Origin of the sequence: Paenibacillus sp. BK033, assembly GCF_004345425.1 — a bacterium.
Classification (GTDB): Bacteria; Bacillota; Bacilli; order Paenibacillales; family Paenibacillaceae; genus Pristimantibacillus.
In genome coordinates this window covers 1-17,804 of sequence record NZ_SLVP01000001.1, presented here as the reverse complement: position 1 = coordinate 17,804, position 17,804 = coordinate 1, and the positions used below count along the sequence as shown (strand labels likewise).

Genomic DNA, 17,804 nt, shown 5'->3' with positions numbered 1-17,804 from the left:
CTGGCTTCTCTTGTTTGTCTTTGCGATATATTAGCTGGCTGCAGGATTACTTCTTGTTTGCAAGGAACGCGTCGATTTGTTTTTGAGTCTCCGTAATGATCGTATCCAGACCGTTTTTCTTTTGTGCTTCGATGTAGTCGTTAACGGCTTTGTCTACATCCTTCACGACGCCGAATTCGATTGGCCGGCTCAGCTCGTCGCTTGCCGCGTCGCGTTTCGCCACTTCGTTCTTCATCGTGTCTTCCGCAAGGAACAGACCGTCGATCGGCGAGTTGACGTTGTTAGGCTCGCTTGCGAACTTCGCTTCGTTCTCCCAGAAGCCCGGTCCGTACGTCATCGTTGGACGCATGAATTGCGGCTTCCAGAACGCCCATTGGCCGCCCCACTCCATGTAGTTGCTGGTCGTTGTATCCATGCCCTCCGGATATTCGGCCGTGTCGCCGTTCAGGACATACGTTTTGCCTTCGATCCCGTATTGCACAAGGTCGTACAACGTTTTGTCCGTCTCGATCATGTCGAGGAAGCGGAGCACGCGGTCGGCGTTTTTGGAGTTGCGGTTAATCGCAACGACGTTAGCCAGCGCGGTACGGTTCACGAACTTTTTGTCCGGATAAAGCACGGAAGATTCCAGTTTATATGTCGGATCGGAGAAGCCTGGGTTCGCGTTAACCCATTCATGGGAGGTAAGCGTCACGAGCATCTTGCCGTTTCTCCACTCGGCTGCTCCATCCGTTTTGTCAATCATGGCATCGCGGTTAATCAGGTTTTCGTCGTACCAGGTTTTGACCAGCTTGGATGCTTCCAGATAAAATGGCTGCTGCTCGACCGGCTGAACTTTTACAGTTGGATCATTCAGGTAGAAGCCAAGTCCATGGAAGTTCAGGTCCACCCACTCGTCGCGTACCATATACATGGACAGCGGCGTTGTGCGGTTAATTTTTTCGTTTGGATAAGCCTTTTTCATATCGCGAAGCAATTTGTCGAGATCTTCAATCGTTTTGATCGAGCCTTCCGGAACATCGATTCCCGCTTTCTCAGTTAAATCGGAACGCCAGGCGATGAACTTACGTTCATTCATCTTCATTGTCCATGGCAGGCCTACGATATTTCCGTTAACGGTAGCTGCGCCAAGCGTGCCTTGCTCCTGGTACTTCTTATAGAGGTTAGGCGCGTATTCCGGCAGCAGATCGTTCAGCGTCATGTAGGAGCCTTTAGCCGCCATTTGCTTGTAGGACAGCCAGTCGCCGTCAAAGTTCATATCCCATTTGTCGCCGGAAGCGGCCATGACGAGCATTTTGTCTTTAAAATCGCCAAACGGAATAAAGTTGATATCGAATTTAACATTAAGGCCTTTGGATTTCACGTATTCGCTGACTTTGGACCATACTTCGTCGGTAGCCGCTTTTTTATCGCCGCCAAAATAAAATTTAAGCGTGACTTCTTTTTCAGGCTCCGTGCTTTCGGTTGCCGGGCTCTCCTTAGGAGCGTTTGCGTTCCCGCCGCTGTTGCTAGGCGTGTTGTTGCCGTTGCCGTTACCGGAGCTGCTGCATGCCGAAAGCATTAAGCTAAGCGACATCGTAGCAGCGAGAGCTAACGACATGATGCGGATCTTCTTCTTCATCCTGACCTCTCCCTTATGCTTGTGATTTATATACTACACGGCGTTAACCGATATAGTCATCCTTTTACCGCGCCTACCATGAGGCCCTTTACGAAATAACGCTGCAAAAACGGATACAGGAAAACAATTGGCCCGATCGTAACGACCGTAAGCGCCATCTTGATCGATTCCGAAGGAATTTGCGCCGATATGCGCTGCATCGCCGAAGCGTTGCTCGAGCTCTTCAGAAACTCAACGTTGGATACCAATGTTCGAAGCAGCAGCTGCAGAGGTTGAAGCTCCTGCTTGTCAACGAACATCAGGCCGAGGAACCAATCGTTCCAGTAACTCAGGGCAACGAATAATCCAACGGTTGCGAGTACGGGCAGCGACAGCGGCATGATCAGCTTGTAGAAAATTTTGAATTCGCCCGCTCCGTCCATTTTCGCCGACTCGTTAATCTCTTCCGGAATCGAATTCATGAAGTTGCGGATCAGGAACATATTAAAAGCGTTGGCGAGCATCGGTAAAATGAGTGCCCAAAGCGTGTCTTTCAAATTCAGATAATGCACGCAAATGATATACCAAGGCACCAGCCCGCCGTTGAACAGCATCGTAATGATGACGTAGACGGATAATATATTGCGATACTTGAACGACCGCCTCGCCATTACGTAGGCGCCCATGCTGGTGACGAACACCGATAAAATGGTACCGGCCACGGTCACGAGAATGCTGATGCCGTACGCATCGATAATCCGGTTGGAACCGAGGAGCAAAATCTTGTAGGAGTCTAGCGTAATGTGATGCGGCCACACCGTATAGCCGTAATCCATAATGTCTTTTTCTGTGCTTAGCGAGCCCGATATAACCATGATGAACGGAAATAAGCAGGACAGGCTGAACAAAGATATAAGGATAATGATGAGAGACTGCGAGATTGAAAATCTATTTGCGTGCATATCGTGTTTCCTCCGTTCTAGAAGATGGCCGAATCTTTATCGATTTTGCGTGCGGCGTAGTTGCTCGCGATAACCAGAACAAATGCAATCATCGACTGCAGGAAGCCTGCCGCGGACGCCATGCCGATATCGCCGGATTTGCGCAAGCTGCGGTATACGAACGTATCGATAACGTCTGTCGTCGGGAACAGCAGGGAAGCGTCGCCAACCATCGCGTAAAACATGCCGAAGTCCGCATTCATAATTCTCCCCACGGCGAGCAGCGTTAGTATAATGATCGTTGGACGCAGCATCGGAAGGCTGATGTACCGGATTTGCTGCCATCTTGTCGCTCCGTCGATCGAAGCCGCTTCGTAATAAGAGTTATCGATGGAGGTTAATGCCGCCAGGTAGATGATCGTGCCGTAGCCCGTTGCCTTCCACCGGATTGCGATGGTGAGAATGATTGGCCATAAGCCCGCTTCGCTATAGAAGTCGATTGGCTGGAGGCCGATGCTTGTCAGGAAGTGGTTCACCGCGCCGCTCTCGAAATCGAGCAGGTTATAGGCGAATACGCCAACGACGATCCAGGAGATAAAGAACGGCAGGAACGTCAGGGACTGCGATACCCGCTTGAAATATTTGTTCCTGACCTCGTTTAGCAAAAGCGCGAACCCGACCTCGAAAATGAGGCCAACGGTAATAAACAGCGCATTCAGCAGAATCGTATTTCTTACGGCCCGGAACGCGGTGTCCGAGGAGAACAGGTAATCAAAGTTATCGAATAGCGGATCCATCCAGTCGCTGCCGAAGATGCCTTTGGTAAAGTCGAAATCTTTGAAGGCGATTACAAGTCCGGCCAGCGGCAGGTAGTTGAACAAAAATAGGAGTACCGCTACAGGAAGGAACATAAGCAGTAAGGTGCGATTTTTAAACAATTCCCGAATGACTCCATTTTTCATAGCGTTTTCCCTTCTCTCTTGTGATAGTTTAATTGTAGATTTGAGGGAAATCGAAAACCATGAGTGGATCTTATCCTTTATAGTTTGGATTTAAACAAAGCCGAACTGGGGCCGTTTTTGCGCTGAGGGGAGGGTAGTAGCCAATTTAGGTGAGTAGGGTATCCCCTTCGGCTGCGCCGAATGCGGGATGATCGTTCACCTTACATCCCGAATCTTCTTTTTTCGCATAAAGAAAGAGCAGGCTATCTTTTCGATAACCCGCTCTTTAACCAGATATCCTATTTGCTTCACGACAACTTAAATTTAGTCCTTCAATTCAATCCGATTACCTTCAGGGTCAATGACAACTCCAATCGTTCCCCAATCTAATTTCTTGACATCAACAAAGACTCCACGGCGCTCTAATTCTGCGACAGCCTCTCCAAAATTATTGACGTTAAAACGAATAACTGTCGGGTTCTCTGCCCTTGTTTTCTCCTTTAGTGAAGCAACACCGCTGTCCTCCAACATGAGATAGCTGCCTCCGAAGCCTAATACAGATAATGCATCCCCCATTTTGCGTACGGGCAAACCCAGTTTCCCAGAGTAAAACTCCAACGCCGCTTCATAATTTTCACAGAATAGGATAATTCCTGTTTCTTTTATATCCATAGAGAATCCTCCTTTTATTTATAATCAACCTGGATGTTATCCCATAATAACAACCATATTCTCGGCTTCTAATGGAATGTCCTTGTTCCTCGACAAATCACGAAGCAACCAAGCGTAAGGCGGTGTGGGGAAGACCAGTCCGCCCAATGCGCAGTTGTGTTTTTTGCTCTTTGTGTACTAATGTCGCGCGGCTTATTAAGAGCTTCATTTACATTCGATAATACCCAGCGGATTAGGCGTATCCGTCAACGCGGCAAACGCTGCGGGCCAAGCCGGGTCTTCAGGGTAAAGCATGGTACGGAGATAGCACCAGATGAGCGCTCGCAGCGCAGCCACACGATCGGGGTTTTCGTCGGTCGTTTCCTTCGCGTCGTACGCGGCCACCCCGCCTAACCCATGCTCAGCTCTGAACAGCGTCAGCAGGCATTTGGGGCCGGGGCTCAGGAAGTACGCATCAGAGCGCCAATCCTTGCGATCGGAGAACGCGGGGCTCCAGTCGTTATCCCCCACAACGATGAGGGCTGGCGTTGTCATTGTGGCGAAGCTAGTTGTCCTCAAGACGGGGTAGTGCTCGGTTGCGAACGCGGCGAGATCCTCACCTTTGCCTGGCGCAGCCAACAGTACGCCCACCTTGATCCGAGGGTCGGCTAGATTCACTTCCGTCCCGTCGACCGGGTCAGTAACCCCCTGACCACACAACATGCCTACCGTATGCCCGCCCATTGAATGCCCGACTGCGGCGATTCGGCTCCGGTCTAGGCGCCCGCCGAGCCCCGGAACAGCAGCCTCGATCTGGTCGAGGTGATCGAGAATGCAGCGCATGTCCTCGGCTCGGGACCGCCAATACAACGGTGCCTCTGGGTTATCCGATTCACGCAAGCCCAGCGCCTTCGAGTCCAAGTGAGTGGGCTGGATAACGACGAAGCCGTGGGCTGCCCAGAAGTTGGCGAGAGGCCCGTAGCCGTGTAGGGATGACACGAAGTTCGAAGGCCCATGGCCGTGCGACAGAAGAATCACGGGCAGGTCGCTGCCCGTCGAAGGCGCGGAGATCTTGATGTGCAAATCCACAATCCGGCCGGGGACCGACAGCACAACGGGGCTGAAGGTTATAACCGGGGTGGGATCGTTGACAGGAATACCGGCAGCTTCAGTAAACGGCTTGCTCATGGTACGCTCTCCCTTTAGATTAGCCTGCATGAATAACACTCTCCTTTTTCAGATCAATACTCTTGCTTGGATTCAATTCGACCTAACGGGTGGGGACTCTCTTCCAGAGCTTTGCGGGCTTCCAGCCAGCTGGAGTTGTCGAGGTCGAGCGCATCTCGAAGGTACGACAACGTGAGCTGCCGAAGAAAAGCAACTCGTTCGGGGTTCTCGTCCGTCGTTTCCGCGACGTTGTACCCGGAGATTCCGCCAAGCATATGTTCTGCCCCGAAGAGAGTGAGCAGGCTCTTGGTGCCCGGGCTCAGGAAGTAGGGATCTGTGAACCAGTCCGGCCCCCGAGTGGACAGGTGGGATTGGTCATGGTCCCCCGCGACCACAAGAGTCGGCGTCCTCATATCGGAAAAGCTCGGGTTCATGAATGGGAAGTGCTCTGCCGCGAACGGAGTCAAGTCCTCTCCGCCAAGGCCAGTCGTTGAAAGCAATAAGCCCGCTTTGATCCGCGAGTCGGACATGTCCTCTCCCGGTTCGCCATGGGCATCGAGGACTCGTGCACCGAGCAGCATGCTGACCGTTTGGCCTCCCCAGGAGTGTCCCGCTGCGGCAATACGGCTTCGGTCGAGACGTCCGCCGAGGACCGGAACGGAAGCTTCAATACGATCAAGTTGGTCAAGGATGAGCTTCAGGTCTTCGACGCGGAAGCGCCAGATCATTGGTGTACGGGGATCGTCAGGGGGTAGATTCAGCGTCCTCGAGTCGAGATGGGTGGGTTGAATGACCACGAAGCCGTGAGCAGCCCAGTAGTCGACTAACGGACCGTAGCTATCCATCGACCAACCAAAGCCTTGCGAGAAAATAATAATAGGCAACTGGCTTCCCGTCGCTGGCGCTGATACCCGCACTTGCAAATCCTGGCCTCGGCCTGGGGCCGATAGTATGACCGGCTTAAACGAGATAACTGGAGTTGACGTACTTACGTTGGTTTGCATAATAGATGTTCCTTTCTTGGACTTCTCAGCATTAGTTTGGTTGACACGTCAACCTTTAATAAGGGTAGCACCTTGTGGTTGACGTGTCAACCATGTTATTATGAATTCATGAATAAGAGCGAACTGAGCGAAGAAGAAATTCAATTATGGTATAAGTGGAAAGGCTCCTTTCACAGCATCTTCGGTCGCGTAATCAAAGAGATGTCCGATCACACCGGACTATCAGAGGGCGATTATGGAGTACTGGACCGGTTAGACCTTCTGGGGGACGGCAGCCTTCGCCAACAGGAGCTGGCCGAATCCATGGATTGGGATAAGAGCCGATTGTCTCATCATCTGACGCGGATGGAGAAACGCAGGCTGGTGATGAGGAAGCCGTTAGACACCGATCGCGGTGTTCAGGTCATCATTACTCCCATTGGCAAATCAGCCTTAAACGATGCCCGTCCCATCGTCTCCATGGCTATACGCAAACATTTTCTGGATCAATTAACCGATCAAGACGTGGAGTCGATTACGAGGCTGGCGGAAAGAACAAAATAAGGGTCTGCAGCATCTTATACTGGACCCACGCCATGACTAAGTATTTTTATGCAGATATTGAACGTGAGTTAATCCGGCCCCCTCTATCAAAACGATGGAGGGGCTTTTGCTGTCCAAAAGCAAAAGCCCCCCCGCTATGTACCGCAACATTAACTTTAGTTCCCAGTCAGCTCAATCGTGAGCATAACGCGGCAGCCTATCCATATCCGCATCCGCGTCTTCGTAGTTTATTAAGCTAAGCTACTCGGTCTAGCTCAACGGACTACATCAGTTTATGCGGGAAGTAGGTGCTCCTCCTTGTTATGACGATCTTATCTTACCGAGGTCTGTGATTTGCCCGCTTTGGCCGATACGGAAAAATACCTCATCTCTCCGGGTGAGACAGGCTTTGGTTGCTCCGGCACGCCTTCTAGATCCGAGCAGTCCCGTCTATATCTCCCTTCCTCCAACTTCATGTCGATAAAATCAACAACTTGCTGCAGGGAAGCGATCTGGCTGACAATATTTTCACGATGACTTCTTAGGAGTTCCACAAGCTCCGGATATTCCGCGGGATCGGTATCGGCTGAGACCGCCAAAAAAGGCCGAATTTCCTCTAACGGCATCCCCGTTTTTTTCAGGCAAGCTATCAACCGAATCGTATTGATGTCCTCTTGCCGGTAGATGCGGTGCCCGTTATCCTTCCGTTCTACGCGAGGCAGCAGCGCGATCTTTTCGTAATAACGGATTGTATCCTCATTAATTCCGGTTTGCTCGGCTGTTTGCTTTATCGTAAAGCATTGCGGCTCTTCCTTCATCCTGTTCCCTCCCTAAGATTGATTTTTGTACACATTATACATCTTGATGCTGGCTCCAAGTCAAATCCCTTCTCCTTGGATAAAAACTTTGTTTTCGCGTCTTGACTTGGAGTCGACTTCAAGTTATAAACTGTGCGCTATCGAAACAAATATCCCCATATAAAAGGAGATGCACGATGAACAAGTACCAAGGTGAACATATCGCATTGATTACAGGCGCAAGCGCCGGAATCGGGTTGGAACTAACGCGGAAATTACTGTCGGAGAACTGGGATGTGGTTGCTGTAAACCGTTCTGACTTTCCTGCCGATGATATGAGCATCCACAATGCTGTCAAGAGCGGATCGCTTCGCATTTATAAAACGGATGATCTTGCCGACTTTACCAGCTTGAAGGTTACTTTGGAAGAGATCAAAAGCAAGGAGCGGCGGATCGATATATTATTCAATAACGCCGGAGGTTCATTTCCCGAGTTGAGCTATTCGAAACAAGGACGCGAGAAGCATTATGAGTTGATGACGATCGTTCCTTATATTATTCTGATGGAATTAAAGGAACTCCTAGCAAACAGTCGTTTAAAAACGGTAATTAATACCTCTTCTTCAGCCCTAAAATTTACAAAAGAGTTTTCGATCGAAGTCCTGGAGCATCCCAAAACCTTTCGCAAGCTGCTTGGTCCCTACGCGGCCTCAAAGTTAGCTCTTTCGCTATGGACTCAGGCCATCGCATCGCAGCTCGCCAAGGACGACATCAAGATCCGTAGCGTTGATCCGGGTGGCAACAATACGCTAAGAAAAGGGAAACAATCCGGACTGCCCGTTTTGGTTGAAATATTAATGAAGCTATTTTTCTCGCCTCCTACCCTTGGCGCCAATAAGCTGAACGAAGGGGCTCTCGGGGAACACCGTCATGAGAGCGGCGTGTTTTTGCTGAAAGGGCGGGTTACGGGATTAAAGTTTAAAGACCAGGCGCATAACGTTTTGGAGAGAATTCAAGCCATTTACGAATACGAATTTCTCGTGTCTTGAAGCCCAGACCTTGAACTTGAACGGGGGTACTGCGCTAACCTATTCTTCTGCTTAACGATATAAGGAGCAGTTACCGCAACGGCGATCTGCTCCTTGGCTTTTAAGCTATTGTTTTTACTTTAACCGAATCGCAAAGATAGTGTCCTCATGCGCCTAATACGCTTTGAAAGCGATGAAAATCGAACCGATCATCACGACAATGCCGCCGACTTTGCTCATGAAATAATAGAAGTCGCTCGGCTCGGGGTTCTCGTACATAAGCCGCTGCGGAGATATGCGGAACATTAAATCCTGGAAGGCTTGGTACCGGAAGTTGCACCAGCCAAAAATCAAAAGGCCGAGGGCAAGAAACAGAAACCCTGGCATGCCTCGTTTGACATGGTAATCAGGGTAAGCCGCCATCACGAGTGCCGACGGAGAAAAATCTTCTTCCCCTTCCTGCTTAATCCGCTCGCCGTTGGCGTACACTTGAACAACCATAACGATATTGCCTTTGTCATCGTAGCTCAAGAGAATCCCGTTATTATCCTCGACTCTGTAAACATGGCCGTTCGGATAGGTTACCCGAAACTTGGTAGAGTAAGGAACGCTTTTGTCCGCAATCGCATAGGACTGCCCGCCGATGATCAAAGTGCGGTGCAACTCGTCGTCGGTACGTATTTGGACGGGACCGGCCGTACTGCTATGATAGGTGACGAGACGGTCCTGCTCGCCGGCGAGTTTGTATGTATCCTCGTACAGGTAGAAGACGCGGTCCGTGAAATAGGGCCTCGACAAGACGCCCGTCAAGACCGACACAAGGATCACGGAGAAGAAGAATATAAAACTAGGCGTTTTCATTGTTCGGAATAAAGCCGCTCGGGTAGAAATATACGCTCATCCTTTCTGCTTTATCCTTTTTACGTCCTAATGAAAGAGACGGTTGCAAGCAAATCAAGCTCAAGATCGGCTGTTGATGTGCATGCGGTTGTTTTAGAACGCAAATTTGCCCACGTTGCGTCATATGTACAAACGATACAAAAACAGACACTGATATCCTATTCCAGTGTCTTTTTTATTGATCCTTTTCCACCAACAAAGAGGGTTATGATTTAATAAAGCAACTTAATCAGCTCTTCTAGTACAAAATCTGTATCTTATAAAGCCAATTCTATTTAGCGTTTCAGTTGATTTTTTCTTTTGTTCAGTTTCTAAATGGTCTCTATCAAAATGACTAGCATAAATCATCTTTCAAATGTATTCTCATTTTCGAATCGTCCATCATGAGAATCGCACCTTTTTAACATCAGCATCTATTTGAATGGAATCATGATTATTGTTAAAGATTTCTCGGAGCAAGCGTTTCCATAGATTCTATATTTTGACAGGTTGAAAACCTGGTAAATATACCACATCCTATAGTTGGGCGTTTGTCAAATTGACAATGTGTCCGAATACGATGCGGGTAAGCCGTAGGCGCACCGGATCGAAAAATAAGGAGGATTTTCATTTGATGTCAAAACGATTTGGCAGAATGCTCTCGTTCCTCTGTTGCTTGGTAATAATGGTGGCGTCGCTAACGCCTGCCAGCTTTGCCGCCGCCTCTGGCAACATCCAGTACGCAGAAGCACGTGATGGCGACCTCGGTTCTACAACTCTTACAACCTTGCAGGCGAATGATACGCCGACCGCCATTTTCGGAACTCCCGAACTCGGGTCAAACGACCCGCTGTGGGCCTTGACAATGGAACATCCCATCAACAAAAGCACTGTACCCGACGACCCCAGACCCCATGCCACGGGCACAGCCAGAATCCTTTGGGACCACGACTACCTGTATGCCCGCGTAGTTGTGAAGGACAGCAATCTCTATCAGGGAGCCGGAGGAGATTACCAGTACGACAGCCTGGAGTTTTATGTCGGCAATGGATCCGGAGGCTCAAACCAATGGCGCGTCAGCGCGACGGGCGTGTTTTCAGGACAGTCCGCTCCTGGCAGAGCTGCGTGGACCCAGATCACGGATACAGGATATATCGTGGAGATGAGAATACCCAAAGGAACCTTGACCTTACAGGAAGGCAAGCTTACCTTTGAGGTCTATATCAATAACTCGACGGAAAAGGGCGGTGACCGCTATGAAGTCGTTTCCTCTTTCGGAGTTCCGGACGCGGGTTATTCCAGCGATGCTACATTTACAGACAGCCTGCAGCTTACTTCAGCCAATGAAGCGGACACCAGATTCTCAATCACCGCCACGGCGGGACCGGGCGGTATAATAACGCCGGACCCACCCGGCGATGTTCTGAGACTTGCTAAGGGCTCAAGCAAACAATTTACGTTTACCCCCAATCACGGCAAAATTGTGGATACCGTAACGGTAGACGGCGAGGCCGTGACTCTAACTGCTGGCACTTATACCTTTGCAAATGTTGATGCTGACCATACCATTCACGTGACATTCAAAAACGATCCGGACGCGAAGCAGCTTCCCTTTATCGTATGGAATGACAACTTCGCCCGTGGCGAGTACACGACGGCCGTCATCATTGACTTAGGCGATGGGAAGGCGGCTTTAGGCTCCGCGCTTAAACCGGGCTTGTTTACCGTCTCGGCTAGGAACACGACCCTCGGCGGCGACTCGGTGACCTTTGAAGGGACGCGCAAGATCACAAGGGTATACGCCAACAACGAACCAAAGGTACGCGGCTATCTGGGGACGGTAAGCCATTCACCGGATTATCAAGAAGGACTGGCAAGCGGCCGTTACATCGTAGTTGAGTTTGAGTTTTATTCAGAGAGCGGCGGCAATATAACGCTGGACGGCAACAGTAACTCGACAAAGCAAGTTTACAACATCGTCCAGAACGACGAGCTCCAACTAACAGATGGGAGTTCGCTTCGCAACGTGGTTTTTGAACAGGACAAAGTTGTAAATCCGATCCTTGACAAGTTTACAACACCCACGGGCGATTCGGTCAATCGCGCGCTCTACCTTCACAAGGATGGCAACGGTAATGTGGTGCAACGATTGCCGCTGTATGTGTATACCCACGGCAGGTCACGCGGCGGCACAAACGCTGAAACAGACCCCAAAGCGGCCATGAAATCCGCCAACGGCTCGGTCGCTCTAATGAAAAAAATGGAAGGAAATCCCGAAAAATACGCCAGCCATATCCTGAATATTTCCTATAATGGCGTATCTACTCCCTCCACAGCCAATGTTAAGAAGGTTATAGACGATCTGGTTGCCAGCGGCGCAGTAGACCCTAACCGTATTTACGCGGCCGGCTTCTCTTGGGGCGGCCTGTATACGAACACCTTAGTTAACGACTACCCCGGCTTCTTCGCGGCCGCAGCACCTATGTCTCCGGTAAACGGATCACCGAACGCGAACGCCAACGACGCTCACGCCAAACTGGCCTATTGGATGTTTATCAATGCTAATAACGTTGGAATATACCAGACTAACCTCGCTACCTTCATAAACACCAATATGCCGAAAATGACCAACGCGAGAGCTTCCCGCTTTGAGAGCAATGAGGCTCTTACATGGCCCTACAATCAATATGATCAGCCGAGTCAGAGGCCGAATCCAAACAACACACCTGCCCTGCCTGATTATATAGCGCACGAGGTTGAAGCTGCGGTTCTTTACAACCAGATAACGATGGGAACTTGGAGCATAGCTCCAACGGCGCAGTCCCCTAACTTGCCGGCTTGGAGCAATGACTACACAGACGTCTTTGATTGGATGTTCGCGCAGAGAAAAACGGATGGGCCCGGTGCTCCGGGCGACTTCAAAGCAACGGCGGGCGACGGACAGGTCACATTAAGCTGGACTGCCCCGGCTGACGACGGTGGCAGCGCGATAGTGGGTTACAAGGTCTGGTACGGCAGCGTGACGCTAGTCACACTAGGTGCGGCAGAGACCAAATATACCTTCACGGGCCTGACAAACGACCAAGCCTACACCTTCAAGATCGTTGCTGTAAATGCGAAGGGCGAAGGCGCGGAGATCCGTGCAACGGCTACGCCGACAAAGACGACAACTCCTACTGTGCCCAATCCTTCTGGTGGCAACAGCGGAAATACGGGCAACGGGACAGACGCGGGATCGAAGTCGAACTACACTGTGAATACACCTAAGGATAAGCCCGCGGTCACAGACAAAAACGGCAACACCACCCTACCCGGCGGCGGCGAGATCGCGATCAAGGGTGGGACGAAGATTAAGGTACCGGAAGGCACAACTATAGACTCAAACGATAAGGTGACCATTCCGGCGGGCAAGAGCGCCGAAGTGGCACTACCTGGCGGCAACAGCACAGTGACCATTCCGGGCGGCTCGACGATAGCGGGCGACGGTACAGTCACAGTTGGCGGCGGAGACGCGCATGTGAACCTGCCGAACGGCAACCAGATGGATATCCATAGCGGCTCGAAGATACAGAGCGGCGGCGAGGTTGTGGTAGGACCGGGCGGCGCGAGTGTCGGCTTAAACAACGGCATGTCGATGAACATCCATGAGGGTGCGGAGCTTGTGTTCGATGACGACACCCCGCTGGGCTTCCTCGTGATGTCGGGCAATCCTTTCAGGGATGTCAACAAGGACGAATGGTTCTACAGCTACGTAAACTTCGCCTACACATACAGCCTTTTCAACGGCACGGCGTCCACGACGTTCTCACCAGGCACCTCAATGACGCGCGCGATGTTCGTGCAGGTACTAGCCAATCTTGAGAACGTAAACCGCTCCGGCTACACGAGTTCCCGCTTTAGCGACGTGACGGACGGGCAGTGGTACACGGCGGCAGTCGAGTGGGCGGCCGAAAGCGGCATTGTCAACGGTATAAACGTAGACCTGTTTGACCCCAATTCACCGTTGACGCGCGAACAGATGCTGGTGATCCTGTACAACTTCATGAAGTACAAGGGCTATGAGATACCTGAAAGCCAATCTAACTCCTTCGCGGACGAGAGTGAGATCAGCTCATGGGCGCTCAAGGCCGTTCAGGCGCTGCAGGGCATCGGCATTGTATCAGGCAAGCCGAACAACCTCTTTGACCCCAACGCCACCGCCACCCGCGCCGAAGTAGCCACTATCTTTGTAAGGTTCGTCGAATATCTGGCTAAGTAAAAGCGTAAACAGAAAAATGCGGACCCTTCCGGCTGGACAATATCCAACCGGAAGGGTCTCTTTCTATTTTACAAAGAAAATGCTCCGGTCTGAACACACGACAGTAGCATAGGGCTTTGGTCTATGCCTGCTTCATTATCACTTGGGTACCGCTGTCGATGCACTCGCTATCAATGACGGTTTGTATAATAGGGTTTGAATCATATCCAACCAAAACCCGACGGCTTTTTTGCCGAGTTTTTGCTTTGGCTACTTCTCGGAAGTCAGCGGAACCTCGCAGGTCGCGGCGAGACTGCTGTCATCGATTCCAACGAGCGAAAAGTTGGAATGAACCAGTTGGAGCGAATAAGATTTTAAGTTCAGATATTACTTTCTTATTTTCAAGTTCCACCCGACCATAGGACATTAGTCTTCACTGTAAGCCTCTGTACAATCCATAACTAAACCCAATACACAAATTAGCAGGACACATCTCCACCGCATCGGTAAATCCTCCATCATTTTTTAGTTAATTTACCCGATTGGCCTAATAACTACCCTGCTTATTAAGCTTAATGACGAAGGAGCAGCTGCCGTGGTGGCAAACTGCTCCTGGATAGCGCTATCGTTCTTCGTTAGATGAAGCCCTTGTCCCCGAACATATCAATAGCTTCGGGCGTGTTCTTCGTACTATAGTGATATAAAAAATCTCAATTCGATATTACGTAAAACAAAATTATTACTCTTCCCTTCGTCTTTCCTTCACTTTGTATTCATCTTTCCCGTCCAACCATTCTAACTCATTTAGATTTGAATCAAGCTTTTGTCCTGTGGGTTGCAGCTCCTCTTTTTTCCTTTTTTTCTTCGTGTGTGTATTATTCTTCCAGTTGTGATTTTGTTTCACGTTTCCCTCATCCTTCCACATCACTCAATGCATTAGAATAAACTATGCATAAGATTGAATTCGGACTGGGAAATAAATAAAACAGGCAGTTGTTGACGCCTTGCGCTATAACGAACCACTCTGTTACCTGCTGAAGTAATCCTCCAGCCCATTCGCAATTGCTTTGGCTGCTATTTTCTGATAGCTGGAGCCGCGGACGATGGATTCATCTTTTGCGTTGGACAAGAAGCCGAGCTCTATGAGTGCGGATACCGTATCGTTTTCCCGCAAAACGTGAAGATTGCCGTATGAGATCCCGTTGCTCTTCAAGCCGATGCCGTCCGCAAGCCTGTTTTCTATCGCGCGGGCCAATGGCCGATCTTTTGTATTCGAATAATAGAAGGTAAGTATGCCGGACGTGTTTTTCTCCGAAGAATTATAATGGATGCTGACGAATGCGTCCGCACCCGCGGATTCGCTTATCTTGACCCTATCGGACAGCCCGGGCTTCTCCTCATTCTTCGTTCTTGTCATGAGGACGCGCGCTCCACGACTGCGAAGCTCATCCTCTAAGTAGAAGGAAGTGCTTAAATTAAGATTTTTCTCAATCGTTTCATATGTAGTTCCGATCATTCCGGGATCGTCTCCGCCGTGACCGGGGTCGATTACGATTACTTTCCCCTTGAGGCTCTTCGATTTTCCCGAAGAAACCGCCGCCGTTCGTGTTTCGCCTTTCGCGATATAACGATCCGATACCCAGCCGAGTTGCTTATCCCGGGTCTGGACCCGAACCCATCCTTCCCGGTTGTCTATTATCGTAACAGCCTCACCTTTTGTTAGATATCCCAGAATTTTATGGTTTAATCCGGCGCCTGCCCTGAGCCGAAGCCTATCTACCAGCACAGTCGCACGGGCGGCTGCAGAGCTGTTCTGCACGCTGTCATCTTGATCTGTCGCCGATGCCGTAACGACGTTGCCATCGACTTTCTTCAAATAATGTCCTGCCACCCAACCGGAGACGCGGTCCGACTTGATGCGCAGCCAGCCGTACTCTTCAGCTGAAACCGTTACAATCTCGCCATTCTTCAAACCGCCTACGATCGACGAATCACGCGATGGCTCGCTGCGGACATTTAATGAGTCGGTGTATACCTTGGCCGTATAACTACCGCTTGCTTCCGCTCGGTTTGGTATATAACCAGAAATACTAATCAACCCACAGATCAAAATTGTCAGGTATACAATTTTTTTCATAGAAGTCTATAAGTCTCCTTTAATATTCTTAGGATATGTAGGTCTACTATTATATCTGAAATAACTAGATTCGTGCAGACCTATATTAAGCCGCATTCTCATGCGCCACCAAAGAACTACATTTTCTAAAGAGGACTACTGTTCAAATTGGCATACTTAAAGCAGGCTATATGCAATACTAGCAGTGCTCGTTGAGAATGAATTGGCTATTAAGGCCCATTCCACAGAGTTCAATAAGTCCGATAGAATAGGTTTAAATGGAGGAACAAAGGAGAAGATTACGTTTTGAATAAGAGATCCACACGCAGCAGCAAACATTCCAAAGGCAGATTGGTATCTTTAAAACAAACAAATCTCATCATCTATCTGGCGATAGTCATCATTCTTGTTGGCATTTGCGGAGTATTGTACGGCAAATATACGAATAAAGTTGATTCTAAACTTCCGATAGCTGCCGGGGATGCCGAGCAAGCCAATGCGCAGAACAGAATCGGCAAGCCAGCTGATTCAGATTCCCTTAATAATGGGAATGGCGGAAACGAGCTATTGGAAGATGACCCCATCACCGCCGGATCCGTTGACAGCGAAGAGGAACAAGAGCGTGCAGAGGATTATAATGATTTAATAGAAGAACCTGCTCCCCTTGCATCCAACACACCAGTCAGAGAAAGCGATAAGCCAACGGAGACGCCTAAGCCTGCACAGATAGAAAAACCTACGGAAGCCCCTGCTAAAACGGTGAAGCTACCAACAACCTATGTGGTCCAAAAAGGCGATACGCTAAGATTGATATCAGAGAAGTTTTATCAATCTAAGGAGTATTATAATCTGCTTGCTGAGCATAACCATATCTTGTTTATTAATGATATGAAAGCCGGAGATACTCTTAAGATCCCAGCCTTGTCATCAACAACCGGATCGATAAATGGCGGCCAGCAAGGAACTAAAGACTATTCCAAAATACACTTGCCCGCTACCTATCTAATCCAAGCAGGCGACACGCTGTCAGGAGTTTCCAGAATGTTCTACAAATCGGTGGAATATGTGGATTATATCGCGAAAGAAAACAAGCTTGATAAAAATGTAGGCTTGAAAGCTGGCACCAATCTCATCATTCCTTCCCTGAAAAACTACAAGCCGGATGTTAACGAGACATCCGATCATACCGTAAAGAGTGGCGAGACTCTCTACAGCATCTCCAAAATCTATTACGGCTCCGACAAATATGTGATGTTCATCGCGAATTACAATCATATTGCTAATATTGATGATGTAAAAGCCGGCACGGTGCTAAAAATTCCAAAGGCTTAAGTCATCGAAATCTGACAGAAAAGGCTCCGCCATAGCGGAGCCTCTGATGAGCAACATCTTGAATTTGGTGTGAAAGCAAGTTTTCGAGCAAATTGAAGAAGGAGACTTTTCAGCCCCTCCAATTTGATGTAATCACGTGCGAGGGGGAATTTTCAAGTTCGTCGCTGTAAAAGTGAAGCATCAACCGTGCCACCAGGCAGGTCATATCGCCCGAAGTATGGACCGCCTCCCTAATGAATAACTAATAACTTTTCATCATTCAAACAAATCCCATATGCCCCCAAATGTCGATGCCATTGCTCATTTCCGTTCAATACACGCACACCTCGCAAAATCTATTTCATATAAATTAATGTATTTGAAAAGATGTCAAAACAACTGCTGAGATTGTAACTAATGCAGCCACATATTGGAACCGTTCTGCCCTTTACTTCAACAAAAGCTGCAGTAGATTCTCCGATCCGCTGCAGCTTTTGTTGATTGAACTATCGTACCCCGTTAGCCATCCATGCCCCTCACGGGGCACCACAGAATAATGAAAATTTTGATGCGGCGTTTTATACTATTCTTACGGCTGGTGAGGAAGGTC

14 protein-coding genes are annotated in these 17,804 nt (G+C 49.4%); 4 read left to right on the top strand and 10 right to left on the bottom strand.

Annotated features, from left to right (window positions below; genetic code table 11):
- Positions 1 to 46: 46 nt before the first annotated feature.
- From EV294_RS00065 to EV294_RS00040, 6 genes are all read right to left on the bottom strand, one after another.
- Complete coding sequence (locus EV294_RS00065; RefSeq protein WP_132303009.1) at positions 47 to 1,621, bottom strand: extracellular solute-binding protein; 1,575 nt, start codon at positions 1,619 to 1,621, stop codon at positions 47 to 49.
- Between the two features lie 56 nt (positions 1,622 to 1,677).
- Positions 1,678 to 2,562, bottom strand: a complete 885-nt coding sequence (locus tag EV294_RS00060; RefSeq protein WP_132303008.1) for a carbohydrate ABC transporter permease — start codon at positions 2,560 to 2,562, stop codon at positions 1,678 to 1,680.
- Between the two features lie 17 nt (positions 2,563 to 2,579).
- Positions 2,580 to 3,503 (bottom strand): ABC transporter permease, encoded by a 924-nt coding sequence (locus tag EV294_RS00055; protein ID WP_132303007.1) that lies wholly within the window; start codon positions 3,501 to 3,503, stop codon positions 2,580 to 2,582.
- Positions 3,504 to 3,806: 303 nt separating this feature from the next.
- Positions 3,807 to 4,154 (bottom strand): VOC family protein, encoded by a 348-nt coding sequence (locus tag EV294_RS00050; RefSeq protein WP_132303006.1) that lies wholly within the window; start codon positions 4,152 to 4,154, stop codon positions 3,807 to 3,809.
- A 204-nt stretch (positions 4,155 to 4,358) separates the two neighbouring features.
- Entirely contained in the window at positions 4,359 to 5,351 is a 993-nt protein-coding gene (locus tag EV294_RS00045; RefSeq protein WP_132303005.1) for an alpha/beta hydrolase family protein, read from the bottom strand.
- 23 nt (positions 5,352 to 5,374) lie between these two features.
- Entirely contained in the window at positions 5,375 to 6,304 is a 930-nt protein-coding gene (locus EV294_RS00040; RefSeq protein ID WP_132303004.1) for an alpha/beta hydrolase family protein, read from the bottom strand.
- A 108-nt stretch (positions 6,305 to 6,412) separates the two neighbouring features.
- Here EV294_RS00040 and EV294_RS00035 point away from each other — a divergent pair, with 108 nt between their 5' ends.
- Positions 6,413 to 6,847: a MarR family winged helix-turn-helix transcriptional regulator gene (locus tag EV294_RS00035; protein ID WP_132303003.1), complete on the top strand. Its 435-nt coding sequence runs from the start codon at positions 6,413 to 6,415 to the stop codon at positions 6,845 to 6,847.
- Positions 6,848 to 7,158: 311 nt separating this feature from the next.
- Here EV294_RS00035 and EV294_RS00030 read toward each other — a convergent pair whose 3' ends face one another.
- Positions 7,159 to 7,644: a MerR family transcriptional regulator gene (locus EV294_RS00030; RefSeq protein WP_132303002.1), complete on the bottom strand. Its 486-nt coding sequence runs from the start codon at positions 7,642 to 7,644 to the stop codon at positions 7,159 to 7,161.
- Positions 7,645 to 7,820: 176 nt separating this feature from the next.
- Here EV294_RS00030 and EV294_RS00025 point away from each other — a divergent pair, with 176 nt between their 5' ends.
- Positions 7,821 to 8,672 carry an SDR family NAD(P)-dependent oxidoreductase gene (locus EV294_RS00025; RefSeq protein WP_132303001.1) on the top strand — a complete coding sequence of 284 codons (852 nt, stop codon included), beginning with the start codon at positions 7,821 to 7,823 and terminating at the stop codon, positions 8,670 to 8,672.
- A gap of 153 nt (positions 8,673 to 8,825) precedes the next feature.
- Here the strand turns inward: EV294_RS00025 and EV294_RS00020 are convergent, their stop codons facing one another.
- Entirely contained in the window at positions 8,826 to 9,512 is a 687-nt protein-coding gene (locus EV294_RS00020) for a DUF6199 family natural product biosynthesis protein (protein ID WP_132303000.1), read from the bottom strand.
- Positions 9,513 to 10,164: 652 nt separating this feature from the next.
- On the opposite strand from EV294_RS00020, the gene EV294_RS00015 reads away from it, so the two are divergent.
- Positions 10,165 to 13,788: an S-layer homology domain-containing protein gene (locus EV294_RS00015; protein ID WP_132302999.1), complete on the top strand. Its 3,624-nt coding sequence runs from the start codon at positions 10,165 to 10,167 to the stop codon at positions 13,786 to 13,788.
- Positions 13,789 to 14,506: 718 nt separating this feature from the next.
- On the opposite strand, the gene EV294_RS30155 is transcribed toward EV294_RS00015, so the two are convergent.
- Positions 14,507 to 14,671 (bottom strand): hypothetical protein, encoded by a 165-nt coding sequence (locus EV294_RS30155; RefSeq protein WP_165930537.1) that lies wholly within the window; start codon positions 14,669 to 14,671, stop codon positions 14,507 to 14,509.
- A 123-nt stretch (positions 14,672 to 14,794) separates the two neighbouring features.
- Entirely contained in the window at positions 14,795 to 15,904 is a 1,110-nt protein-coding gene (locus tag EV294_RS00010) for an N-acetylmuramoyl-L-alanine amidase family protein (RefSeq protein ID WP_132302998.1), read from the bottom strand.
- A 285-nt stretch (positions 15,905 to 16,189) separates the two neighbouring features.
- On the opposite strand from EV294_RS00010, the gene EV294_RS00005 reads away from it, so the two are divergent.
- Positions 16,190 to 17,215 (top strand): LysM peptidoglycan-binding domain-containing protein, encoded by a 1,026-nt coding sequence (locus tag EV294_RS00005; RefSeq protein ID WP_132302997.1) that lies wholly within the window; start codon positions 16,190 to 16,192, stop codon positions 17,213 to 17,215.
- Positions 17,216 to 17,804: the final 589 nt, after the last annotated feature.